The sequence below is a fragment of the Paraburkholderia sp. BL17N1 genome (assembly GCF_003634175.1).
GTDB lineage: Bacteria > Pseudomonadota > Gammaproteobacteria > Burkholderiales > Burkholderiaceae > Paraburkholderia.
Genome location: NZ_RBIW01000002.1, coordinates 2,155,182 through 2,180,091, shown reverse-complemented (window position 1 = coordinate 2,180,091; position 24,910 = coordinate 2,155,182). Strand labels below are relative to the sequence as shown.

The 24,910-nt window shown below is 63.4% G+C and carries 20 protein-coding genes; 13 read left to right on the top strand and 7 right to left on the bottom strand.

Annotated features, from left to right (window positions below):
• Window positions 1-36: 36 nt before the first annotated feature.
• The 3 genes from B0G82_RS29665 to B0G82_RS29655 all read right to left on the bottom strand — a co-directional run bounded on the left by B0G82_RS29665 (window position 37) and on the right by B0G82_RS29655 (window position 2,671).
• Window positions 37-987 carry an NmrA family NAD(P)-binding protein gene (locus tag B0G82_RS29665; RefSeq protein ID WP_241974886.1) on the bottom strand — a complete coding sequence of 317 codons (951 nt, stop codon included), beginning with the start codon at window positions 985-987 and terminating at the stop codon, window positions 37-39.
• 66 nt (window positions 988-1,053) lie between these two features.
• On the bottom strand, window positions 1,054-1,596 hold the full coding sequence (locus B0G82_RS29660) for a carbonic anhydrase (RefSeq protein ID WP_116147634.1): 543 nt from the start codon (window positions 1,594-1,596) through the stop codon (window positions 1,054-1,056).
• An 88-nt stretch (window positions 1,597-1,684) separates the two neighbouring features.
• Complete coding sequence (locus tag B0G82_RS29655; RefSeq protein WP_116147632.1) at window positions 1,685-2,671, bottom strand: nitrilase-related carbon-nitrogen hydrolase; 987 nt, start codon at window positions 2,669-2,671, stop codon at window positions 1,685-1,687.
• Between the two features lie 219 nt (window positions 2,672-2,890).
• Here B0G82_RS29655 and B0G82_RS29650 point away from each other — a divergent pair, with 219 nt between their 5' ends.
• The 3 genes from B0G82_RS29650 to B0G82_RS29640 all read left to right on the top strand — a co-directional run bounded on the left by B0G82_RS29650 (window position 2,891) and on the right by B0G82_RS29640 (window position 8,522).
• Window positions 2,891-3,862: a helix-turn-helix domain-containing protein gene (locus B0G82_RS29650; RefSeq protein WP_116149150.1), complete on the top strand. Its 972-nt coding sequence runs from the start codon at window positions 2,891-2,893 to the stop codon at window positions 3,860-3,862.
• Window positions 3,863-4,389: 527 nt separating this feature from the next.
• Window positions 4,390-5,307 carry a helix-turn-helix transcriptional regulator gene (locus tag B0G82_RS29645; protein ID WP_121309934.1) on the top strand — a complete coding sequence of 306 codons (918 nt, stop codon included), beginning with the start codon at window positions 4,390-4,392 and terminating at the stop codon, window positions 5,305-5,307.
• Window positions 5,308-5,585: 278 nt separating this feature from the next.
• Window positions 5,586-8,522 carry a winged helix-turn-helix domain-containing protein gene (locus B0G82_RS29640; RefSeq protein WP_121309933.1) on the top strand — a complete coding sequence of 979 codons (2,937 nt, stop codon included), beginning with the start codon at window positions 5,586-5,588 and terminating at the stop codon, window positions 8,520-8,522.
• A gap of 42 nt (window positions 8,523-8,564) precedes the next feature.
• Here B0G82_RS29640 and gcvA read toward each other — a convergent pair whose 3' ends face one another.
• Entirely contained in the window at window positions 8,565-9,455 is an 891-nt protein-coding gene (gene gcvA, locus B0G82_RS29635; RefSeq protein WP_181916874.1) for a transcriptional regulator GcvA, read from the bottom strand.
• A gap of 132 nt (window positions 9,456-9,587) precedes the next feature.
• Between gcvA and B0G82_RS29630 the strand changes: the two genes are divergently transcribed.
• The 7 genes from B0G82_RS29630 to B0G82_RS29600 all read left to right on the top strand — a co-directional run bounded on the left by B0G82_RS29630 (window position 9,588) and on the right by B0G82_RS29600 (window position 18,536).
• Window positions 9,588-10,433: a transketolase gene (locus B0G82_RS29630; protein ID WP_121309932.1), complete on the top strand. Its 846-nt coding sequence runs from the start codon at window positions 9,588-9,590 to the stop codon at window positions 10,431-10,433.
• Window positions 10,430-11,428: a transketolase family protein gene (locus B0G82_RS29625; RefSeq protein WP_181916873.1), complete on the top strand. Its 999-nt coding sequence runs from the start codon at window positions 10,430-10,432 to the stop codon at window positions 11,426-11,428. Before B0G82_RS29630 ends, B0G82_RS29625 begins: the two co-directional genes overlap by 4 nt.
• A gap of 88 nt (window positions 11,429-11,516) precedes the next feature.
• Window positions 11,517-12,281 (top strand): SDR family NAD(P)-dependent oxidoreductase, encoded by a 765-nt coding sequence (locus B0G82_RS29620; protein WP_116147622.1) that lies wholly within the window; start codon window positions 11,517-11,519, stop codon window positions 12,279-12,281.
• 164 nt (window positions 12,282-12,445) lie between these two features.
• A complete protein-coding gene (locus B0G82_RS29615; protein WP_121309931.1) occupies window positions 12,446-13,489 on the top strand; it encodes a TRAP transporter substrate-binding protein in 1,044 nt (347 codons plus the stop codon).
• Window positions 13,490-13,493: 4 nt separating this feature from the next.
• A complete protein-coding gene (locus tag B0G82_RS29610) occupies window positions 13,494-15,353 on the top strand; it encodes a TRAP transporter large permease subunit (RefSeq protein WP_116147618.1) in 1,860 nt (619 codons plus the stop codon).
• Between the two features lie 150 nt (window positions 15,354-15,503).
• On the top strand, window positions 15,504-17,552 hold the full coding sequence (gene tkt / locus B0G82_RS29605; RefSeq protein ID WP_241974884.1) for a transketolase: 2,049 nt from the start codon (window positions 15,504-15,506) through the stop codon (window positions 17,550-17,552).
• 18 nt (window positions 17,553-17,570) lie between these two features.
• Entirely contained in the window at window positions 17,571-18,536 is a 966-nt protein-coding gene (locus B0G82_RS29600; RefSeq protein ID WP_121310927.1) for a D-2-hydroxyacid dehydrogenase, read from the top strand.
• 58 nt (window positions 18,537-18,594) lie between these two features.
• Here B0G82_RS29600 and B0G82_RS29595 read toward each other — a convergent pair whose 3' ends face one another.
• Window positions 18,595-19,371 (bottom strand): SDR family oxidoreductase, encoded by a 777-nt coding sequence (locus B0G82_RS29595; RefSeq protein ID WP_121310925.1) that lies wholly within the window; start codon window positions 19,369-19,371, stop codon window positions 18,595-18,597.
• A 197-nt stretch (window positions 19,372-19,568) separates the two neighbouring features.
• On the opposite strand from B0G82_RS29595, the gene B0G82_RS29590 reads away from it, so the two are divergent.
• Complete coding sequence (locus tag B0G82_RS29590; RefSeq protein ID WP_121310923.1) at window positions 19,569-20,156, top strand: TetR/AcrR family transcriptional regulator; 588 nt, start codon at window positions 19,569-19,571, stop codon at window positions 20,154-20,156.
• Window positions 20,157-20,242: 86 nt separating this feature from the next.
• On the opposite strand, the gene B0G82_RS29585 is transcribed toward B0G82_RS29590, so the two are convergent.
• Both B0G82_RS29585 and B0G82_RS29580 read right to left on the bottom strand, forming a co-directional pair.
• Entirely contained in the window at window positions 20,243-21,727 is a 1,485-nt protein-coding gene (locus B0G82_RS29585) for an esterase-like activity of phytase family protein (protein WP_121309930.1), read from the bottom strand.
• Between the two features lie 247 nt (window positions 21,728-21,974).
• Window positions 21,975-22,946 (bottom strand): LysR substrate-binding domain-containing protein, encoded by a 972-nt coding sequence (locus tag B0G82_RS29580; protein ID WP_121309929.1) that lies wholly within the window; start codon window positions 22,944-22,946, stop codon window positions 21,975-21,977.
• Between the two features lie 101 nt (window positions 22,947-23,047).
• Here B0G82_RS29580 and B0G82_RS29570 point away from each other — a divergent pair, with 101 nt between their 5' ends.
• Together B0G82_RS29570 and B0G82_RS29565 are read left to right on the top strand one after the other, a co-directional pair.
• Window positions 23,048-24,127, top strand: a complete 1,080-nt coding sequence (locus B0G82_RS29570; RefSeq protein WP_116147615.1) for an ABC transporter ATP-binding protein — start codon at window positions 23,048-23,050, stop codon at window positions 24,125-24,127.
• A gap of 65 nt (window positions 24,128-24,192) precedes the next feature.
• Window positions 24,193-24,906 carry an HAD-IA family hydrolase gene (locus B0G82_RS29565; protein ID WP_121309928.1) on the top strand — a complete coding sequence of 238 codons (714 nt, stop codon included), beginning with the start codon at window positions 24,193-24,195 and terminating at the stop codon, window positions 24,904-24,906.
• Window positions 24,907-24,910: the final 4 nt, after the last annotated feature.

Below are 24,910 nucleotides of genomic sequence, written 5' to 3'. Positions count from 1 at the left end.
GCAAGAGGTGTCGTCAATCAGCACGTCCCTCGAGGTCTAGCGTTGCGTTGTCGGTTGAAAAATTCGGCGGTTCTCGATGACATAATCGCGCACTGAAATCGGCTTTCGACCGGTAAGCTGTTCGACGATGTCGTTCGCGCCGGCGAATTCGCCCGCCTGGTAACCGCGATACACCGACGTAATGTGCTGGATGAAATGTGCCGATAAGCCGATTTGCTCAAGGCGCGCCTCAAATGAATCGAGGCTTTCCGGCTCGTAGCGCACGGGGCGGCCGAGCGCGTCGCCAACTATCTTGGCCACCTGCTCGTGATTCAGTTCTTCGGCACCGAATAATGGGTATGTCTTGCCCGCATGAGACTCGGGATCTAACAGGATGCATGCAATCACCCGCCCTTGGTCGGCGGCGGCGATCGGCGCGTGACGACCATCAGCGGCAGGCACGCGCAGCAAGTCATGATTCGCGATTTGCGAGAGCTGAAACCCGTAGGTCAGCCATTCCATAAACAATGTCGGCCGCAAATGCGTGACCGGAACGCCGGCCCAATCGAACACACGCTCGCCATACCAGTGCGCGAGCGAGGCCTGGCTGCGCGCATGGGCGCTCGCGGAAATCTGCGACATGTTGACAATCGAGCAAACGCCTGCGAGCTTTGCGGCGTTCGCAAAATAGGCGGTCGCATCGACGAGTTGCGCTTGCATGATCGGGTAGACGAAGTACGCACCAGTCACGTCTCGCAGCGCCGCTTGAACAGCATGACTGTCCAGCAGATCGCCAACAACGACTTCAATGTCTTTTGCCCGCAGTGCGGAGGCGCGCTCGTCGTCGCGATGGACCAGGGCTCGCACGCGCGCGCCCTTCGATAGCAGTTCGTCAATCGCGGCGCCGCCCGTGGCGCCTGTGGCGCCCGTAACCAGATACAGATCATGCTTCATCTCATACTCCAGGTTGGAGGGAAGAGGCACGCTGAGCTCTTCACTCGTCGACATATGGGACAGCGGTAGGTATTCAGGACAGACTCTGGGATTTACCAGCTCTCGCATCCCGTGGATTCGTCAAACTGTCGACTCGCGCAAAGGTGCGGCAGGAACGACAGTTTTGATGTGGCCGGTTTTGACGTCATAGACCAGACCCGACACGATCAGGCTATCCGGGAGCTCTTTGTTCGCCCTGAGTGCGGCGACGTCGAGAGCCACTGCCTCGTACGGCTGCGTGATTGCGAGATCATCGAGCCCGGCCATATCTACACCAAGATGCTTCGCGAGCAACGCAGGTGCATGCTTATGGCAGCCGATGATCCCGCAATCGGTATGCTGGAGCAGGACGAGATTGCGCGCACCGTCGGGGCGTCCCGCTGCTTTGGCGACGACACTCAGCACGGCCAGCGTTTCAAGCAGCGAATTGTTGATGCGGCCACCGACGTTACGGATCACGGCCGCTTCGCCCTGCTTCAAGCCCAGCACGTTGGCGGGATCGACGCGAGGATCGACGCAGCCGACGACGACCGTTCCCGTCGATGGCATCATCTTGAGTTCGGGTGCGAACGCGGTGTTAGCGAAGTCGGCGTTGCGCTCCAGCATGACGTCGTTAAAGTCCATTTTCTTTACTCCTGCGCGTTTGGGGCAGAATTGCCCGGTTGAATTCCATTTGTCGGTTGCATCGAAATCGCGCGACTCCACGTGTGGCTCACGCGAGTGCTTCCAAAGGCGTGGCTGGCTCTTCACCCGGCGCGAGTAACGCTCGCTCGATCACGTGTGTCTTCGGCGTGCGGTCGATCACCAGCCCGAGCACGTCTGGACGGCTGTAATGACCGCGCGAGTCCATCATGCGTTTGCGCTTGTCGATCTGCCAGAAATCCAGATCCGCAATGATCTCGCCTTCCCCTTCACGCAGCGGTTCGCCGCCCATGTACTCTCCCTCCGGCGAAATGATTGCAGTGAAACAGCCGCTGGAGATTGGGCCAATCTGGTTTGTGTTGGTATCTTGCAGAATCTGCTGTTGTTGTTCGGGAGTCAGCCACGCAGTCGCGTTGACCACGAAGGCCCCGGCCTCCAGCGCGTGCTGGCGGATGTTTACGGAAATCTGCTCCGAGAAAAGATCACCTGCGAACGAACCAGGATACATGGCCGAATGGATTTCCTCGCCATCGGCCATCAGCGCGTAGCGTGCAAGCGGGTTGTAGTGCTCCCAGCAGGCCAGCTGGCCAACGCGGCCCACGGCGGTATCGATTGCACGCAGGCCTGAGCCATCGCCCATTCCCCAGACCATTCGCTCGTGATAAGTCGGCGAGAGCTTCCGGCGCCGCTGCACGAGCGTGCCATCGGCATCGAACAGGAGTTGCGTGTTGTAGATCGTGCCGCCGTCGCGTTCATTGACGCCAATCGACACCACCATTCCAGCCTGGCGTGCCGCCTCGCCGATTGCGCGAGTCGTGTCGGACGGGACAGTCACCGCCTGCTCGAGCAGCTTGTAATGCTCGGCACCCATGGCGAATGGCGATTCGATGAATGAGAAGTACGGATAATAGGGAACGACAGTCTCGGGGAACGTCGCGAACTGGACGCCCTGCTTGCCGAGCTCCAGAATTTTTCTGACGACTTTATCGACAGTACCTTCCCGGCTATAGAGGACAGGCGCGATCTGGACGGCTGCGGCACGGATGATTTTCGACATGATGATGTTCCTTTCGCTGGCTGCGATGCGGATAACAGAAGTGCTTGTACCTTAACGTCGCGGGCCATTACGATCCATGTCGTTGTTGCCACCATTCATGACATCCGTCGCCGTGGAGCAGTAAGCTCACTACTTAGATTCATCAGTCTGCTATTGGGGAATTCAACCCAGACGGCGCTCATTCAGACCATGTTCATACTGCGAACGGCAGGATCAGATATGCACCGGATTGGCTTTATAGTGCCGAGAAGATTTCAGATGATGAGCCTCGCGGCTCTGACGGTGTTCGAGATCGCGAACATGCCGCCGAGAGGCCCGTGCTACGAGGTCCATCTCCTGTCTGAACGCGGTGGTCCTGTTGTATCTTCGGGTGGCATGACATTGGAAACCGAGGCGTTTGGCGAGCCGGCATTCGACACCGTCATCGTGGGCTCGATCACTGAAATGAAAATGCCATCTTCCGACGCACCTGTGGTTGCGTTCGTCAAAGAGGCAGCGAAGGCATCCAGACGGATAAGCTCGATCTGCAGCGGCGCGTTTGTCCTCGCCGAGGCAGGACTACTGGATGGCAGACGCGCAACCATGCATTGGGCTCACGCGTCCGAATTCAGGGCACGCTTCCCGAATGTCCGCACAGAAGAAGATCGGATATTTGTCAACGATGGTCCGTTCTGGACTTCGGCGGGAATGACAGCGGGCATCGACCTCGCCCTGGCGTTGCTCGACAGCGACCTCGGCCCCGATGTCGCAAAAATGGTTGCCAGACTGCTTGTCATGAATCAGCGTCGACTGGGTGGTCAGCTGCAGCACTCCGCACTGCTGGACATGACACCCAAATCGGATCGGATCGAACTGGTCCTCGCGCACATTCGCCGCAACCTGCGCAATCCCCTCACCATCGAAGAGCTTGCGGAAGTAGCGAACCTCAGCCCTCGCCAGTTCAGCCGCGCATTCGTGGCCGAGACGGGTCAGTCGCCTGCCAAAGCTGTCGAACAGCTTCGTCTGGAAGCAGCCAGGTTCATGATTGAGCAAGGCCGCCACACTATCAACGTCGTGGCACAGGAAACGGGTTTCGCGGATCGGGAACGGATGCGCCGCGCGTTCGTCCGCACGTATGGGGTACCTGCTGATATTCTGCGCAGGAGCGCCCGGGGGAACCCGCCGCCGGCTACTGAAGTCGCTGCGGCGTAGCGACCTTGGCCCACGCGCGGCTCATCCACAGATGGCCGATGTCCGAGCGAAGGAGACGTTCGAGTGTCCGCATCTCGGCAACGACGAGCGGCCAATATTGGCCGACTTCTGTCCGACTCGGCCTCGGCGCAGTAGATGCTCACGCTACCAGACAATGTAGTCCAGTCATACCAACCTTGTCGCTCAGTCGCACAACTGCGGCGGCAGTCGCACTCACTCTGTCGCCCTACGCCATCGATATCTGTTACGCCTATATGTCAGCGCAAAAATAAATCATTTCGGCAAGCTGAAAAAAATAAAACCGGCTGCGCCAACGATAAGGCGCGACACCACGCCTGAACGCTCCAGAGCCCACGCGTTCGCATCAAATATGTCCTTCTGCCTGTTATTAAAGCACCGACCATTTAACTCCGCACTATCACCTTCCGCGCCGATTAAGCCATAATCCCGCTTGCTTACATTTTTTAATTTTCAGGTAAATTGCTAAAAGCAGTGCGACCGCTGCGCGACGATCGAGGTGCCCCATCATGTTGAACGCCACACTGACCGCCACCACCGCCCCGGCCGCACGATCCAAAGACTCGCTTGGATGCCTCTCGAACCAGCTCGGCCGGGACCTCGAACTCGACACGGGCGAGTTCAAGTTTTATCGCAAGTCCACCGCGGACGACAAACCAAGCGCGGTCGCCATGCACGGTTCCGATCGCGGCTTCCTGATCGGCGTGTCGCTCAAGCCTGGCCACCGGCGGCGCATTTATTCGGCGCACCGTTGGACGACCCACGACTTCGGCCAGGATAGCGTCTATATCCGCGACTTCGCGGACGACTACCAGGCCGATCTGCAACGCGGATTCGATTTCGTGCTGATCGAACTGTCGCGTGCTTTCATCGCGAACGCCTGTTATGAGCGCAACGGTTCAAACGTGCCGCGCCTCGCCACGCTCGCCGGTCGCCACGATCCAACGCTCGGCCACTTCGCGCAGATCCTCTCGCTCACGCTGGATCGCAAGAGCGACGCAAGCCCGCTCTTTGTCGAACAGTTAGGTCTCGCTATCGGCACACATCTGCTCGATCGATACGGCGACACGGCGTGCTCGTCCTTCAGCAAGACCCGGCGCCTTTCGAGCTTGCAGGAAACGCGCGCCAAAGACATGTTGCTCGCCAAGTCGCAAGGCAACGTGTCGATCGAAGAAATCGCCAACGCGTGCAACCTCTCGCGCAGCTACTTCATTCGCGCCTTTCGCGAAACCACGCATCGCACGCCGCATCAATGGCTGCTCGAACGGCGCATCGACCGGGCTCGCGATCTCCTGAGAAATTCGGACTATTCCCTTTCCCAAATCGCCATTGCATGCGGCTTCTCCGACCAGAGCCATTTCACGCGGACCTTCTCGCAACTGGTCGGCACGCCGCCCGGCACATGGCGCAGACAGGCCGCCGGCTGAGCGGCCGGACGTCGAACACACGCCGCTGACGGCGCCTACCGCCTCGCGAACCATGCCGCTTTTGCAACGAACGAACGGTATTCGCACGCACCGTTAGACTTTCCTACAAAGCATCGCACTAACCGACAAGACGCGCGTGATTTGCCAAGGTACTTTCGAGCCCATCGACGATGGCTGTTCGAGCCTGCGCCGCCGCAGCAAGGACATGCAAGGCGCTCACTGACCACCGAGCGGCACATCGCCCTCTCACGCTCATTGTCCCGGGACTTGAAAACGACATGATTGAACTAGGCCGCTTTCAAATCGATCTGGAAATGCGCATCGTGCGGCGAGACGGCGAAGCGCTGCATCTCGGCTCACGCGCCTTCGACATTCTCGCCGTCATCGTGTCCGCCGCCGGCCGTCTCGTCACGAAAGACGAATTGATGAATGCGGTCTGGCCGAACACCGTGGTGGAGGAGAACAACATCCAGGTGCATCTGTCAGCGTTGCGCAAAATTCTCGGCGCGGACCGGCATCTGATTCTCACCGTGCCCGGCCGCGGCTATCAGCTTGTGCATCGGCAAAAGCCGGCCCCTGTGCGGCCCGCCGATCAGGTTTGCGCCGGGCGTCCTTTGCCTTCGCCCAAAAGCCGCCTCGTGGGCCGCGACGCGGCAGTCGAACAACTCCGCGCGATGCTGCACGACGCGCACGTGCTGACGCTGGTGGGCGCGGGCGGCATCGGCAAAACCAGTCTCGCGATCGAAGCCGCGCGTCAAGCCGAAGAGAATTTCGCCGAGCCAACCTGCTTCGTCGAACTGGCCACGCTGACCACGTATGACGGCGTACTCGGCGCCATTGCGGAAGGCTGCGGACTGCTCACGGAAGGCGCGACGCCCACCGTCACGCAACTCGCCGCGGCGCTCGCGCACAGGCATCGGCTACTGGTGCTCGACAATGCCGAGCATGTGATTGGTTTCGTGGCCGAAATCGTGGAAGCATTGACAGCGGAAAGCGATTCGCTGCGTGTGCTCGTGACGAGCCGTGAACCGCTGCGCATCATGCCCGAAACCGTATTTCGCGTGGATCCCCTGGACGTACCGCGCTTGCATTGCACCGATGCGGAGATCCTGCAACAGTCGGCCGTGAATCTGTTTCTGCTGCGCGCCAACTCATTGCAGTACAAGGTGGGGGCCGAGAGCGCCGAATTGCGGCTGGTCGGCGAGATTTGCCGCCGGCTGGACGGCATTCCACTCGCGATCGAACTGGCGGCGGCGCGCGTCGCGGCGCTCGGCGTGGAAGGCGTGCATCGGCGGCTGGACGATCGCATGGCGATTCTCGCGGGCGGCTACCGCACCGCGCTGCCGCGCCATCAGACCTTGCGCGCCACCTTCGACTGGAGCTTCGCATTACTCGACGAAGACGCGCAGTCTCTCTTCCGGCGGATCGCAGTGTTCGGCGGCGTGTTCACGTTCGAGGCCATGTGCGCGGTCGTGTGCGATTCCACGTTGACGATCGCGAACGCGATCAGCGGGATCAGCGAACTGCTGGCCAAATCGCTCGCCAACGTCGAGTTCGACGGGCCGGTCGCCAAGTACCGGCTGCCCGAATCGACGCGAGCCTACGCGTTGGAAAAACTGCAGTCCGAAGGCGAGCGCCCGGCGTTCGCTTCGCGCCACGCGCGCTATCTGTCCACCTGCTTTCAGTTGCGCACGGCGCCGGCCGTGCCGCGCGACGCCGTGCGCGCCACGATTCTCCACCACTCATTCGACGACGCGCGCAGCGCGTTCGACTGGGCCTTCTCCCCCGAAGGCGATGTGTGTCTCGGCGTCGATCTCGCGTCCAACCTCGCCGATGCGCTACTCGACGGCGGCATGATCGCGGAGGCCTGCGCACGCGCCGAACGGGCGGTCGGCGTACTCGACCAGCTTCCGGTCGGCACGGTGGGCGCCGCCTGCGAGATGCGGCTGCGCGCGGCGTTGGCGACGGCCTTGCCGTCGGTTCACGGGTGCGTGGCGCGTTCGGCCGAACTGTGGCGCGATGTCTTCGCGCTGGCGATCGCGAGCGGCGACCGCGCGTTTCAGGCGCGCGCGCTGTGGGGCCTATGGAACATGATGCTCTCCAGCAGCAACATCCACGAATCGATGAAGTTCGCGCGGCAATTGCAGCGTCTCGCCGAAGACGAAAGCAATGCATGGCAAGCCGTTCTGGGCGACCAGGCAGTGGCCATATCGCAGCATTGTCTCGGGCAGCACGCGGAGGCCAAACGGAGACTGCTGGGCGCGCGCGAACGCTTTGCGCAACTTGAGGGCGAGTCGCAGCGGGACAGCGCGTTCGCCGTCGATCCGCTCGTCTATTGCAATGGGACGCTCGCGCGGATCGCCTGGCTTCAGGGCCAGCCTGGTGAGGCCATGACGCTGGTCGATACGCTCGTGAGCCGGGTTCGCCCGGAAACGATGGAGCCATCGCTCACGCACATGCTCGGCGCCGTGGCCGCGCCGCTCGCGCTGCTGTCAGGCGATCTGAGCCGCGCCGGGGCGTACCTGGAGATCATGCGCTCGCAGGCAGCGCTGCATCGCTTCGACGCGTGGGTGGAGTATTGCGGCTGCCTGAGCGCTTACCGCGACATCCTCGACGGACAGGTGGCGCCGGCGCTGCCGATCCTGGCCGCATCGCTCGATGCGTTGATTGCGCGCGGCTTCAGGCGCCTCGTTACGTTGTTTGTCGTCGTGCATGCGGAGGCGCTCGTGAGCGTGGGACGCACTCGCGAAGCGACCAGCCGTCTGAACGACGCGCTGGCGTTTTGCCAGCATCACGGTGAACTGATGTTTGTGCCGGAAATCTGGCGTGTGCTCGGGATCGCCGCGCACGCTGAAGCCGGTGTGCAAGCCGGTGCCGGCGAAGAATTCAGCGACAGGCTCACTCACGCGCTCACCTGTTTCGCGACGGCACTCGAAATGTCCCGCGCGCAGGGCGCGAGAATGTGGGAGCTGCGCGCGTCGCTGGCCATGGCGGCACTGCTGCGCGACCAAGGCCGGAGTGACGAAGCGATCGAAGTGCTGGAACAGATCGCGCCGTATTTCGACGCGTCGGCCAGCGCCGCCGATGTGCGCTCGCTGTTCACGATGATCAGGGCGCTGCGCTCACGTCACGGCAAGACACTGCAACCAGCAGTGTTCGAAATGCCGCGGCATGAAGCGCATCGGTTTAGCGATTCCATCGAACGCGTCGGCTAGGCGCGCTACCTGCTGTTGAGTTGCGCGACGGCGGCGCGCACCTCACCGCTGCAGTTCAGCAAACAACCAGTCCTGAAAGTTGCGCAGCTTCGGCAAATCCGCACGCGACTTCAACAGATTCAGCGTGTAGCCATGCACGTTCAGGCCATCCACGCCGAACGGCGCGACCAGTCGCCCGGTTTCCAACTCGCGCTGCGCAAGCAGCAGACTCTCCAGACACACACCCAGTCCATCCACCGCCGCGCTCAACGCCATGAACGAGCGGTCGAAACGCGGCCCGCGTCCAATATCGATCCGCGTCTTACGATGCAAACGCATCCAGTCCCGCCAGCCGACCAGGCAGCCCTCGCTATGAATCAACGGATGGTGCTGCAAGTCCGCGACGCTACGCAGCGGATAGTCGCCGCTCATCAGCGCGGGCGCGCATAGCGGCACGATCGTCTCCGGCGGCAATTCCAGCACCAGCGTGCCGGCCGGTTGCAGCTTGCGCGGACCATAGCGGATGTCGATATCGACCGCTTCCGAAATCAGGTCCGCCGCTTCCGATGACGCATTCAAACGCACGTCGATATCGGTATGCGCCGCGCTGAAACGCGCGATGCGCGGCATCAGCCATTGGGTCGCGAAACTCGGCGTGCAGTGAATCGTGAGGATGTCGCTCTTCGCCACGCGGCCGATCTCGCGCGTAGCCGCGTCGATGCGCGCGAATGCCGAGCTGATTTCCTCTGCGTATTGCCTTCCCGAGTCCGTCAACAGCACCGTGCGATGCAGCCGATGGAACAGACGAATGCTCAATTGCTCTTCGAGCAGCTTGATTTGATGGCTAACCGCCGAGGGCGTCACGAACAGTTCTTCTGCTGCGAGCGCGAACGACGAGAGCCGGGCGGCTGCTTCGAAGGCTTGTATCGACTTGAGCGTAACGCGATTGTGCATGGCAGCATCCACGTGAATTCAATTCATCTATCGGCCATCTTAATTCGTTTGAGCGATATCTGGTGTCCGATTACGCTTGTCATCACTGGCTGCGGCATGGAATGCAGCCCACGCAAAACAGGAGACGAGACAGTGAATCCCAGAGAACCCGCACCGTACCCCCAGCTCGCGGAGCACGCCTACCAGATCCGCCGCAACGCGCTGCGCATGGGAGAGGTGCAAGGGCAAGGCTATATCGGCCAGGCGCTCGACATTGCCGACGTGCTGGCGGTCGCCTATTTCCGCGCCATGCGTTATCGCGCCGACGATCCCGACTGGGAAGGCCGCGACCGCTTTCTGCTTTCCAACGGCCACTACGCGATCGCGCTGTACGCGGCGCTGATCGAAGCCGGCATCATCGCCGACGAAGAACTGGAGACCTACGGCAGCGACGACAGCCGCCTGCCGATGTCCGGCATGGCGAGCTACACGCCCGGCATGGAGATGTCCGGCGGCTCGCTCGGCCAGGGGCTGACGATCGCGGTCGGCCGCTGCCTGGGTCTGAAGCGCAAGGGTTCGGACGCCACCGTCTACACGCTGTTTTCGGACGGCGAACTCGACGAAGGCGCGGTGTGGGAAGGCCTGATGTCCGCCGCGCACTGGAAGCTCGACAACCTGATCGCAATGGTCGATGTCAACAACCAGCAGGCCGACGGGCCATCTTCGGCGGTCATGGCATTCGAGCCGCTGGTCGACAAGCTGCTCGCGTTCGGCTGGTTCGTGCAGCGTGTGGACGGCAACGATCTCGCGGCTGTGGTCGCCGCGTTCGATGCAGCGCGCGCGCATCCCGAAGCGCAGCCGCGCATCATCGTCTGCGATACGCGCATGGGTTGCGGCGTGCCGTTCCTCGAAGCACGCGAGAAGAACCACTTTATCCGCGTCGATGCGCACGAGTGGCAACTCGCGCTGCAGGCGCTCGAAGCCGGGAGAACCGTATGAGCGCCGCCGCACCGAAACCGCGTCTGAAGACTTCGGCGATGATCGCCTCGATCGCCGGCGAAGGCCAGATCACCCGCTCCGCTCCGTTCGGCCACGCGCTGGTGGAGCTGGCGCGCAACCGGCCCGAAGTGGTCGGCATGACCGCCGACCTCGGCAAATACACCGACCTGCATCTATTCGCGAAGGAATTTCCCGAGCGTTTCTATCAGATGGGCATGGCCGAACAACTGTTGATGGGCGCAGCCGCCGGCATGGCGCACGAAGGCGCGCAGCCGTTCGTCACCACGTATGCGGTGTTCGCCGCGCGCCGCGCGTACGACTTCATTCATCAGGCGATCGCCGAGGACAACCTCGACGTCAAGCTGGTGTGCGCGCTGCCCGGCCTCACGACCGGCTACGGTCCAAGTCACCAGGCGGCAGAAGACCTCGCTCTGTTCCGCGCGATGCCGAACCTCACGGTGATCGACCCGTGCGACGCACTCGAAATCGAGCAGATGGTGCCGGCCATTGCCGACCATCGCGGCCCGGTGTACGCGCGGCTTTTGCGCGGCAACGTGCCGGTCGTGCTCGACGAATACGACTATCAGTTCGAACTCGGCAAGGCGAAGCTGCTGCGCGACGGCGCCGAAGTGCTGATCATCTCGTCGGGGATCATGACGATGCGCGCGCTCGAAACGGCCACGGCGCTCGCCGCCGACCGCATCGACGTGGGCGTGCTGCACGTGCCGACCATCAAGCCGCTCGATGCCGTCACACTGCTGCGCGAAGCGCGCCGTCCGGGGCGCCTCGTGATCGTCGCGGAGAACCATACCGTGATCGGCGGCCTCGGCGAGGCGGTCGCCACCGTGCTGCTCACCAACGGCGTCACCCCGCCCTTCCGTCAGATCGGCCTGCCCGACGCTTTCCTCGACGCCGGCGCGCTGCCGACGCTGCACGACCGCTACGGCATTTCGACCGAAGCGATGTGCGACACGATCAAAGGCTGGCTGCGCTAGGCGTCGATTTCATCAGTACAAGCAAGTGTAGTCACCGATAGCAAAGACAGTAGCAAACCATAAACATCACATTCAGGAGATCCGCAACATGTCAGAGTCACGTCTTCTCGACGGCAAGGTCGCCGTTATTTCCGGCGGCGCGTCGCCGCGCGGCATCGGCATGGCGACCGCACGCAAGTTTGCCGCTCATGGCGCGCGCATCGCCATTTTCGATCTCGACGAAAACGCCGCTATAGAGGCTGCGGCGTCGATCGGGCCGGAGCATCGCGGCTATGTGTGCAATGTCACCGACCGTGGCGCATGCCAGGCCGCCGTCGAGCGCACCGTCGCCGATTTCGGTTCGATCGATATCCTGATCAATAACGCCGGCATCACCCAGGCGGCCAAATTCCTCGACATCGACCCGGAAAGCTGGGACCGCATTCTCGACGTCAACCTGCGTGGCGTGCTGTATCTGTCGCAAGCGGTCGTGCCGCAAATGAAGAAGCAGAAGAGCGGTTCGATCGGCTGCATGTCGTCGGTATCGGCGCAGCGCGGCGGCGGCATTCTCGGCGGCCCGCATTATTCGGCGGCCAAGGCCGGCGTGCTCGGTCTGGCGAAAGCGATGGCGCGCGAACTCGGCAACGACGGCATTCGCGTGAACTGCGTGACGCCAGGCCTGATCCAGACCGACATCAACGCCGGCAAGATTAGCGACGACAAACGCGTCGAAATTCTTTCGGGCATTCCGCTGAATCGCCTCGGCGTACCCGACGATGTGGCCGGCGCGTTCCTGTTCCTCGCGTCGGACCTGTCGTCGTATATCACCGGCGCGGTGATCGACGTGAACGGCGGCATGCTGATTCACGGCTGATTCAACGCCGATTCGTCCAGCAGGACAGGCTGCGCGGCGGGAGGCCGGCGGCCTCGATGGAGACCTCGTAGTAGAGAACAAACGGACGCGGCGCGCGACACGTGCAGCCCCCGCGCTCGCGACCCCAGAAAACATAACGACACGCCACATTGGAGGAAGACACCATGACTACCCGTTCGAACGCCCCGCAGGGCATCAGCCGCCGCACCTTTCTGAAAGCCGGCGCGACCTTGTCCGCAGCCGTGCCGTTGTGGAGCGTCTCGCGGCGCGCCATGGCGGCGCCCGAGTTCTCGTACAAACTCGCCACCGGCCAGGACCCGACGCATCCGGTCAATATCCGCGCTCAGGAGGCGATCAATCACATTCGCGAAGCGACCAACGGCCGCCTCGACATCAAGCTGTTTCCGCAGAACCAGCTCGGCTCCGACACCGACCTCCTCTCACAAGTGCGCAACGGCGGTGTGGAGTTTTTCAACCAGGCCTCGTCGATTCTCGCCACGCTCACGCCGGCCGCGGGCATCGTCAATACCGGCTTCGCGTTCAAGGACTACGACGCGGTGTGGAAAGCCATGGACGGCGACCTAGGCAATTACATTCGCGGGCAGATCGGCAAGTCCGGACTCGTTTCGGTCAGCAAGGTGTGGGACAACGGCTTCCGGCAGATCAGCTCGTCCACGCGCGCGCTGCGTGCGCCGGCCGATCTGAAAGGCTTCAAGATCCGCGTGCCGCAAGCGCCGATGCTGACTTCGCTGTTCAAGGCGCTCGACGCGGGCCCCGCGCCGATCAACTTCAATGAACTCTATTCGGCCTTGCAGACCGGTGTGGTGGAAGGCCAGGAAAATCCGCTGCCGATCATCGCCACGGCCAAGCTCTATGAAGTGCAGAAGTACATCAGCCTCACTTCGCACGTGTGGGACGGTTACTGGATTCTCGGCAACCGCGCCGCGTGGGAGCGACTGCCGGCGGACATGCGCACGATCGTCACACGCGAATTCGAAAAGGCCGCGATGCTGCAGCGCGCGGACATCGCGAAGCTGAGCGGTTCCCTGCGCGACGATCTGAAAACCAAGGGCATTACTTTCATCGACGTGGATCGTGAGTCGTTCCGCGCCGCACTGGCCAAGACGAGCTTCTACCACGACTGGAAGAGCAAATACGGCGATGAAGCCTGGGGTCTGCTGGAGAAGTCGGTCGGAAAACTGGGGTGATGCGATGATCTCGATCTCTTACTCACACGAGCGGCAGCACCGCTTCGCCTGTGCGCTCGATTCAGCGCTCGGGCATCTGGTGGAGATTCCCGCTGCCTTGCTCGTGCTGGCGGAAATCGTCGTGCTGCTGGCCGGCGTGACGAGCCGCTATATCCTGCACGCGCCGCTCGTCTGGTCCGACGAACTGGCCTCCATGCTGTTCCTCTGGCTCGCCATGCTCGGCGCCGTGATCGCCTTGCGGCGCGGCGAGCATATGCGGATGACGGCGCTGGTCGGCATGGCGCCGCCGGGCGTGCGCGCGTTTCTCGACGTCGTGGCGATCGCCGCGCCGATCGCGTTTCTCGCGATGGTGATCGGGCCGGCCATCAGCTTCGCGCAGGACGAGTCGTTCATCACCACGCCCGCGCTCGAACTGTCGAATTCGTGGCGCGCCGCCGCCTTGCCGATCGGTTCCGCACTGATGCTGCTGGTCGCCGTAGTGCGCCTCGCGCGCATGGGCAACTGGCGTCTCGTGCTGGGCGCGGTCGCGACGGTCGGCGCGCTGGTCGGCATTTTTATCGCGCTCGGACCGGTGTTGCGCGATCTTGGCAATATCAACCTGCTCATTTTCTTTGTCGGCCTCGTGGCGCTCGGCGTGCTGAGCGGCGTGCCTATCGCGTTCTCGTTCGGTCTCGCCACCTTCGGTTATCTCGCGCTGACCACGAACACGCCAATGCCGGTGGTGGTCGGCCGCATGGACGAAGGCATGTCGCATCTGATCCTGCTGTCCGTGCCGCTTTTCGTGTTCCTCGGCCAGTTGATCGAGATGACCGGCATGGCAGCGGCGATGATCGCGTTTCTCGCGAGCCTGCTGGGTCACGTGCGCGGCGGTCTTTCGTACGTGCTGGTCGGCGCGATGTATCTCGTCTCCGGTATCTCAGGATCGAAGGCCGCCGACATGGCCGCAGTCGCGCCGGTCCTGTTCCCGGAGATGAAAGCGCGCGGCGCGAAACCCGGCGACCTGGTCGCGCTGCTCGCCGCGACCGGCGCGCAGACCGAGACGATTCCGCCGAGCCTCGTGCTGATCACGCTCGGCTCGGTGACCGGTGTGTCGATCTCCGCGCTCTTCACCGGCGGCATGCTGCCGGGCATCGTACTGGCGATCACGCTGTGCATCGTCGTGCAATGGCGCTATCGGCGCGAGGACATGTCGAGCGTCAAGCGCGCGACGCGCAGCGAGATTCTGCGCAAGCTGGTGATCGCGTTTCCGGCGCTCGCGCTGCCGTTCGTGATTCGCGCGGCGGTGGTCGAAGGCATCGCGACGGCGACCGAAGTCTCCACCATCGGCATTGCGTATGCGGTGCTGGCCGGCTTGCTGATCTATCGCCGCTTCGAGTGGAAGCGGCTCAAGCCGATGCTGATCGATACGGCCACGCTGTCCGGCGCGATCTTGCTGATCATCGGCGCGGCCACCGCGATGGCGTGGGCTTTGACGCAATCCGGCTTCTCGGGCCAACTCGCGCAGACGCTGGGCGCTTTGCCGGGCGGCGCGGCGATGTTCATGGCGGCATCGATCTGCATGTTCGTGATTCTCGGCAGCGTGCTCGAAGGCATTCCGGCCATCGTGCTGTTCGGTCCGCTGATGTTTCCGATCGCGCGGGCCATGCATATCCACGATGTGCATTACGCAATGGTCGTGATCCTCTCGATGGGCGTGGGCCTGTTCGCGCCGCCGTTCGGCGTGGGCTACTACTCGGCTTGCGCAGTGAGCCGCATCCATCCGGACGAAGGCATGAAGCCGATTCTCGGCTACATCGCCGCGTTGATGGCCGGGCTGATCATCGTGGCCGCCGTGCCGTGGATTTCGACGGGCTTCCTGCATTGAGCCTTTGATCTCCTGAAGCGCGAGGCCAAAACCGCAAGGCTTCGCGCGATGTTCTTCCGCCCGCTTCTTTGGGCCACGCCAATCGATTGATTCAATTTGTCTGACTGCCGCCGCTGCCCGTGAAGCAGCGGCGTAGAGGAGCCTTTTGCCATGTCCACCACCGAAGCCCCGTCTGCCGCATTGAATGCTTCGCCTGCTTCGATCACGCCGCAGGTCCAGGTTGCGCAAACCGCGCCCTTGCCGTTAGCCGACGCGATCCGCTTCCTTTCCATCGATGCGATTCTGCGCGCCGGCGAAGGCCATCAGGGCGTGCCGCTCGGCATGGCGGAAATCGCGACCGCGCTGTTCACGCGCCACCTGAAATTCAATCCGGCTGATCCGACCTGGCCCGACCGCGACCGCTTCGTCCTCTCCAACGGCCACGGCTCATTGCTGCTGTATTCGCTGTTGTATCTGACCGGATATGACGCGATCGGGCTGGAACAGATCAAGTCTTTCCGCGAACTCGGCTCGCACTGCGCGGGGCATCCCGAGTACGAACCCGCGCACGGTATCGAGGCCACCACCGGTCCGCTCGGCCAGGGCATCGCCAACGCGTTCGGCATGGCGATCGCCGAAGCGTATCTCGCGGCAAAATTCGGCAGCGGCCTTGTCGACCACTACACGTATGCATTCGTCGGCGATGGTTGTCTGCAGGAAGGCGTCGGCCAGGAGATGATTTCGCTGGCCGGCCATTTGCAACTCGGCAAGCTGATCCTCTGCTGGGACGACAACCGGATTACCGACGACGGCAGCACTTCCCTCTCGATCAGCGAGGACGTCTGCGCGCGCTTTCGCGTCGGCGGCTGGCATGTCATCGAGGTCGACGGACACGATCTCGAAGCGGTGTCGGCGGCATTGACTATCGCCCGCGCCGACCCGCGGCCTTCGATGATCGCGTGCAAGACCGTGATCGGCCGCGGCATTGCGCGTCTGCAAGGACAGCGCGGCGGTCACAGCGGCAAGCTGTTCCAGGCGGACGCCGACGCGGCCCGCGACGCACTCGGCTGGCCGCACGCTCCATTCGAGATACCCGCGGAGATTCTCGGAGAGTGGCGCGCGGCAGGACGGCGTAGCGACCCGCAGTACTACGCATGGCACGAACGTCTCGCCGCGTTGCCCGCCGCGCAGCGGGACGAGTTCGAACGGGTCCAGTCAGGCCACCTGCCGCACGGCTGGCGCGACGTGCTGGCCGACTACCGCAAACGCGCCGTGGAGCGCGACGAGCCGCAGCCCGGCATCACCGTGTCGGGCGAGATCAGCGATCTGCTCGCGCCGCTGCTGCCGGAACGCATGGTGGGCTGCGCCGATCTCGAAGCGCCCACCGGCCACAAGCGTCAGCTGCATGCCTTTACGGCCGAGGACCGCAGCGGCGCCTACGTCCACTGCGGCGTGCGCGAACATGTGATGGGCTCGATGGCCAACGGCATGGCCGCGCATGGCGGCGTGATCGCGACCAGCGTCACCTATCTGGCGTTCTCCGACTATCAGCGTCCGGCCATGCGCATGGCGGCGCTGATGGGCCTGCCGGTGCACTACGTGTTCAGTCACGATTCGATCGGCGTCGGCAAAAATGGACCGACGCATCAACCCGTCGAAATTCTCGCCTCGCTGCGCGCGATGCCGAACATGCGCGTGCTGCGTCCCGCCGATGCCGTCGAAGCCGCCGAGTGCTGGGCGCTCGCGCTCGAACATCGGCGCGGGCCGAGCACGCTGGTGTTCGCCCGCCAGGCGCTACCGTTGGTGCGCCGGGAACATAGCGCCGAGCCGTTGTCGCAACGTGGCGCCTATGTACTCGAAGAGGCTGAGGGCGGCGCGCGCGTCGTGACGCTATTGGCAACCGGTTCTGAAGTCGCATTGGCCGTGCAGGCGCGCCGCCAGTTGCAGGACGAAGGCATCGCGACGGCCGTGGTGTCCATGCCGTGCTGGGAGATTTTCGACGAACAGGACGGCGCCTATCGCGCAGCCGTGCTTGGCGCGGGCACCGTGCGAGTCGGCGTGGAAGCGGCGTTGCGGTTTGGTTGGGACCGCTATCTTGGTGAGCGCGGCGGCTTTGTCGGCATGACCGGTTTCGGCGCTTCCGCTTCGGCGGAGACGCTGTACGAGCACTACGGCATCACTGCGCAGCATATCGTCGCTGAAGCGAAGCGGCATCTGTAAATCATCGGGGACATGACCATGCATAAGATCGTTTTTCTGGACCGCTCGACCCTTGCGCCACAAATCGTGCTGCGCGAGCCGCGCTTCGAGCATCAGTTGATCGAGCACGAGCGCACCACGCCGGAGCAAGTGATCGAGCGTCTGGCCGGCGCGTCGATTGCGATTACCAACAAGGTGGCGCTGACGGGGGAAGTGTTGGAGCAGTTGCCGCAACTGAAGCTCGTTGCGGTGGCCGCGACCGGCACGGATTGCGTCGACAAAGCGGCGGCTCAGCGGCTCGGCATTGCGGTGAGCAATATTCGCGGCTACGCGATCAACACGGTGCCCGAGCATACGTTCGCGCTGATCCTCGCGCTGCGGCGCAATCTGGTCGCCTATCGCGACGACGTGCTCGCTGGCGAGTGGCAGAAGTCCGGACAGTTCTGTTTCTTCACACACGCGATTCACGATCTGGCCGGCGCGCGGCTTGGCATCATCGGCGAAGGGGTGCTGGGGCAGCGTGTAGCGGAACTCGCCAAAGCCTTCGGCATGCAGCCGATGTTCGCCGCGCACAAAGGACGCGAAGGTCTCGGCCCGCTATACACGCCGTGGGACGACGTGCTCGCGACGAGCGACATCATCACCGTGCACAGTCCGCTCACGCCGCAAACGCGCAATATGCTCGCCATGCCCGATTTTCGCGCGATGAAGCGCCGGCCGTTGATCATCAACACGGCGCGCGGCGGACTCGTGGATGAAGCCGCGCTCGTGCAGGCGCTCGACGAAGGGCTGATCAGCGGCGCCGGTTTCGACGTGACCGCGGGCGAGCCGCCCGCCGACGATAACCCACTGTTGCGCGCCGCCGGCCGGCCGAATGTGATTCTGACGCCGCATGTGGCGTGGGCGTCGGATGAAGCGCAGCAGAGTCTGGCGAATCAGTTGATGGATAACATCGAGAGCTTCGTCAACGATACGCCGATGAATCTGGTGAGCGGAGCGTATTGAGCTTGCTAGCCGCGCCGCCTGCATGTCGAGCGACGCGGCTGCCTGCCTTGAATGCCGCTTACGCCTGACGGAAAATCGGCGCGCCCCACGGTGCCCCGATCGTGCCGCCATCCACGACGATTTCCGCGCCGGTCATTCCCGACGCGTCGGTGGAAGCAAGGAACAACACGGCCGCGGCGACTTCTTCCGGAGCGGCGAGGCGCGCCATCGGAACACGTGGCGCGAGCGCCTGTTCGGTGCCGTCGAGCGTCGCGCCCTCGCGCGCGCCACGCGTCCAGATCGGCGTACGCGTGCCGCCCGGGATCACTGTATTCACGCGAATACCACGCTGCACCAGTTCCGACGCGAAGACCTTCGCCATACCCGTGATGCCCGCCTTGGTGGCCGAATACGCCGACGAACCAGGCGAGCCGAGTTCACGCATCACCGAGCCGTTCAATACGACCGCGCCACCCGCGCTCATCAGCGGCAATGCGGCTTGCACCGTCAGAAAGACCGCCGTCAGATTGGTGCGCAGAATGGCCTCGAACGCCGCGGCCGTCGTGCCGCCGAGCGGCGTCGGACCCGAGATGCCGGCATTCGCGAACACGATGTCCAGCGAGCCGAATTTGCTCTTGATCTGTTCGAACAACGCGTCGATGTCCGCTTCGTTATCCAGATTCGCCCGCACGCCGAGCGCGTTGTCGCCGAGTTCGGACACGGCCTGATCCAGCTTCGCACCGTCGCGGCCGGTGACCACCACCTTCGCGCCTTCGGCAATCAGCAGCTTCGCCGTGACGAAACCAATGCCGCTATTCCCACCGGTAATCAACGCTGTCTTTCCTGAGAAACGCATCATCTCTCTCCTTGATTGCGCCGCGAACGCGCCGATAGTCACGGCCGTGCGACGCCTGTAACGGTTAAGCGGCCAACAAACGCCGCCGCGTGCGGACATCCGCGAAAGATGCCCTCATCCAACATTCTGCATGTTGATCATCATGCACATTTTCAGTATTATGCTCATCATGCAGATTGTCAAGAGGGGTGATGGAGATGGGCTACTCGCAGGCGCAAAAAGCAGAAAGCCGGCAGCGTGTGCTGGAAACAGCGGCGCGGCAGATTCGGGAAGATGGCATCGAGGCGCTCGGCGTGGCGGACTGCATGCGGCGCGCCGGTCTCACGCATGGCGCGTTTTACGGTCACTTCGAGTCGCGTGACGCGTTGATCGTCGAGGCGCTGGAGTATGCCGTCGCGCTGAGCGAGAAACGGATCGCCGCCACTGTCGCGGCGGCAAATGCGAACGGCTCGGCGAAGAAAGAACCGCTGCGCGTGATCGCCGAAATGTTTCTCAGCGAGAAACACATCAAGGATCCGGGCAACGGCTGCGCGTTGTGCTCGCTTGCCGGCGAAGCGCGGCACGCGGCGCCGGCGGTTCGCGAGAGTTTGACGCAATACGTGCACAAGCTGGCGTCGCGCATCGCGCAGACGTTGGCCGGCGATAGCGAAAGCCTGGCGCTCGGCATTGTCGCGACCATCGTCGGCGCGGTGACGCTGGCGCGTGCTGTCGACGACCCTCAAACAGCCAGATCAATTCTGGCGGGCTCGCTGGATCTGATCGTGGCGCAAGGCGCCGAAGCCTAGCTTGATGGAGCGGCGCCGGCACAGGCCAGCGCCGCCCTTCTGCTGCCTCAATGCGCGTCGGAAACTACGAGACGCGCGTCGGCACTTCAATGATCGTCGTCGCGATCGAAGCCGCACATGCGGTCCGACTCGCCGTGGTCGCGGCGGTGGTCGCCGCGATGATCGTCATCCACGCCAGGCAATTTTTGCGCAACGTAACCGGGCAAGTCGCTCGGGTCCCACGCGAAGGCGAAAAACTGATTCGGGTTCGCGATACCGGCCGGGTGGTTGGTATCGGTAACCGTGCCTATGAAGTCGTTGTCGTTGGCAACGAACAGCGTGTGCTTCTTCACACCGCCCACCACGACATCGGGACCGAATGCCAGACCTTCCAGCTTCGCCGGAATATCGTTCGCGTTGTAGCCGTGGGCGGTGAGCGCGGCGACCAGGTCCACAAACAGCGTCTTTTGCACCGCATACGGCGCAAGGCCGCCCTCGCCGCTTGCGTTGCTCACGTCCTGAGCGCCGTTCAGGTCGATATGGAACACCTTCTTGAACACGGCCGTCGAGTTATCGCCCAGGCCCTGGCCGTCCCGCTCATCCATCAGCAATTCGTGATCGTTGACGGCCACCACGTCGCTAATGGTCGGATATTTGGGTTTAGCTGCCGTGCCGATGTTCGTCAGCGGATACGCGAACTGGGTCGTCTTGCCGGTGCGCACGTCGATCCTGACGATGCGCGTGTACGCGCCTTTCGTGCCGCCATCCTGGATCAGCGGGCTTTGCATCGCGCCGAACAGCGTCTTGCCGTCCGGCGAGATCGCGAGACCTTCCATGCCCTTGTTGGCGACACGGCCCGAGATGTTCTCCGAGATTTCGTCGTTGCCGATCGGGCTCAGTGTGGCAACCGCGAACGCATCCGGCAGCTTGTACGTGTCGATCCGGCGGCCACTGCGGCGGTCGAAACGATACACGTAAGGGCCGTACTCGTCCGAGATGAAGACGCTGTCGCCGTCGTTGCTCACGCGCACGCTTTCGGGATCGAAGCGCGCGTCGCGGTCGTTCGTCGACAGGCGTGTCGGATCGAAGTTGTCGGAGCGGCCGGTGAAGTAGTTGGTGTGGTTGCGGCGGTTGAGCGCGGGCGCGCCGTTGGGCACGCCCGCGGCAGCGCCTGTGCCGTAGACCAGCCTGTCGTCGGTGCGGAGCAGCGTCGTGGCGAGCAGGGTCGGCGTCATCGTGTACGGAAGCGACGCACCGCTCGCGCCGGGTTTCAGGCGCAGGCGCAAAGTCTGAAAACGGTTGATATACGAAGCGGTGTCGTCGATCGCCGGGTTGTACGACACCGCATTCGGGCCGCGGTCCGGTACGGCGACGAACGTATGGCATCCCGCGTAAGCGATGCCTGAACCGAGACCACCGAGCAGATTGCCCGCCACGCCGTTCTCCAGCGGCGCCGCGGTTTCCTTCGATAAGTCGCTGGCGAGGCCGCTGAGCTGGCCGACCGCGATGAGATCGATGCCGGCATGCGCGGCCGTTGCGAAGAAAAGCGACGAAGCGATCGCCGTCAGAGCAAAGATTCTTGAACGGGACACGGTGTCTCCTTGATTGGAAGGCTTGTTTGTCGACGGATCGGGCGCGCGGCGTCGTGCGTGGGCGCTTTTGTCCGTGTGGATGTGCGAAAAACGTTGAAGGCGGGCCGGCCCGCGGGCCGTCGGCCGATTGAAGGCCGCCGGTAATACTGCGTGAGGTTCGTGACCGAATAATGACGTCTGGAACCAGCCTTGAGACAACGGCGGCAGCATTGCACTGCGCCGGAAGGGTCGATGGGTGCCCGCGCCCTTACCCGATCGCCAATCCTGCGTCGGCCAGCGAACGGCGCAAACCCAACTTCGGATACGCCCGATCGACCGCGCGCACGTCCGCGCGCGTTTCCTCGATGATCCAGTCGCGCACGTCCGCCGCGGCGGGCCGCAGCGGGCGGCTCTCCGGCCACACCAGACAGCAGCGCCGGTTGGTGACGATCAGTTCCTGTTCGGCCGGCTGAAGCGCGCCTTCCAGCAGCCAGTGCGACACCACGTTCAACCAGCCGAGCGCCACGCCCTGGCCGAGCAACGCGGCCTGCACGACGATCGCGTAGTCGTTGAAACTCAACATGCTCGCGGCGTGCCGGCCGTGTGCCGCGAACGCTTCAAAGCGCTCATGCCAGCCGCGCTCGCCGTCGTCCATCACGATCACCGTGTCGCCGTGCGCGCGCCCCGCCTCGGTGGCCGCGATCTCGTCGTAGCGCCGGTTGCACACCGGCAGCAGCGTCTCCGGCATGACCAGCACGCTGTTCTCGCCGATTTCGTCCTCGCGCCGAAAGCGCATGCCCAGATCCACGTCGACGAGCGGCCCGCCGATGCGCCCCGAGATCAACTGGAACCGCAAGTCGACATGGGGGAACGCCTGATTCAGCCGGTTCATGCGCGGCATCAGCCAGTGCGTGGTGAAGGCCGTGGACACCGACAGCGTGACCGACTCCACGCCGGTGGCGCGCGCCTCGATCTCGCGGATCGCGCCTTCAATGCCATTGAAGCCCTCGGAGATCTTCCGATACAGAATCTTGCCGTTCTCGGTCAACTCGATGCCGCCGCGCACGCGCTCGAACAGCCGCACGCCGAGATGGTCCTCCATGCGCGCGAGCATGCGGCTCACCGCGGGCTGGCTCACATATAGCTCCTGCGCCGCGCGCGTGAAGTTGCCGCAGCGCGCGGCGGCTTCGAACACGAACAGCGCATTGGCGCTCGGCAGTTTTTTGCGGAGATTAGGCATGATCTGATGTTATGCCTTCTCCAACAATTTGGGAATTGCCGCCAAAAAAGGCGAAGCCTATATTTTCCCTAACGCAGGCTTCTACAGCGAGACATGACGCAATGGACGCACGAGCGAAAACAGGTGTTTCGATCCGATCGGCAGCGAAACGTTATGGCCAGGTGGTGGCCCTCGACGACGTTTCACTCGACATCGCCCCCGGCGAATTCGTCTCGCTGCTCGGCCCTTCAGGCTCGGGCAAGACCACCCTGCTCGGCATTCTCGGCGGCTTCGTGCAGCCGAGTTCGGGCGCGGTCTGGGTCGGCGAACGCGACATTACATTTGCGCCGCCGCATAAACGCGACATCGGCATCGTGTTTCAGAACTACGCGCTGTTTCCGCATATGAGCGTCGGCGAGAACGTCGCGTTTCCGTTGCGCGCGCGCCGTCAGCCGAAAGGCACGTGGGCGAAGAAAGTCGCCGACGCGCTGGCGATGGTCGAACTCTCCGGCTACGAAAGCCGCGGCATCGGTCAGCTTTCCGGCGGCCAGCGGCAGCGCGTGGCGCTCGCCCGCGCGATGGTGTTCGAGCCGCAACTGATCCTGATGGACGAGCCGCTCTCCGCGCTCGACAAGCAACTGCGCGAAACCATGCAGATCGAACTACGGCGGCTGCATCGCAAGCTCGGCGCGACGATCGTCTATGTGACGCATGACCAGCGCGAAGCGCTCACCATGAGCGACCGCGTGGCCGTACTGAAGAACGGCCGGCTGGTGCAGATCGACACTCCTGAACGGCTCTACGACCGCCCGTGCGATGCCTTCGTGGCGAGCTTCATCGGCGAGGCGACGCTGCTCGACGTGACGCGCGCCGGCGACGACGCCGTGCGTCTCGGCGATACCGTTCTGCGCACCGCGCATCCGCTGCCGCATGGCAACAAACTGCTGCTCGCGGTGCAGACCGAAAAACTCGTGATCGACGGCGGCGGCGATGGCAACGGCGGCGTGAACCGTCTATCGTGCCGCGTCACCGAGGTGCTGTATCAGGGCGAAAGTCTGCGCGTGTTCGCCGCGCTCGCCGACGGCACCGCGATCAGCCTCAGGCAACCCGGCGGCCACGACGCGCGCCGCCGTATTCCCGAGCCGGGCGCGCAGATGAGCGTCACGCTCGACCCGCAGGACACGATCGTCGTGCCCGCCTGATTTTCTCCGCCCACGCATGGGGCACTCCCTCTCCGTTTCACCGCACATTGCAAAAGGATGATTTCATGAAGCTCACCGATTTCAAGGTCCTGACGTTCGACGTCGTCGGCACACTCATCGACTTCGAGCGCGGCGTGCTCGCCTCCGTTAGGCGCATTGGCGGCCCGAAAGCGAAGGACCTGACCGACGACCAGATTTTCGAGCCGTACATGCGCGGCCGTGCGGCTTATCCGGGCCGTTCGAGCCACGAAATGGCGAATGTCTATCTGTCGCTCGCGAAAGAACTCGGTCTGCCTGACGACGCACAATCGGCCGCCGCCTTCCAGCGCGACGTGCTCGAATGGCCGGCGTTCGCGGATTCGGTCGCGGCGCTCAAGCGTCTGCGCAAGCACTTCCGCCTGGTCGCGATGACCAACGCGGACCGCGTGGCACTCTCGGCCTACGCGCACACGCTCGGCGATCCGTTCGACGACACCGTCTGCTGCGATGAAACCGGCGTGGCCAAGCCCGACCCGCAATTCTTCGCGTACAACCGCGGCCGTCAGGCGGCGTTCGGCTACAAATTCGGCGAAATCCTGCACACCGCGCAGAGCCAGTATCACGACATCGGCATCGCCACGAAACTCGGCTATGCGACCTGCTGGATCGAGCGCCGTCAGAACGTGAAGGGCTTCGGCGCCACGCCCGTGCCAGAAGCGGTGACCACGCCGACCTTCAAGTTCGCGACGCTGGGCGCGCTCGCGGACGCTGTCGAAGCCGAAGCACGCCTCGCCGCCTGAGCCG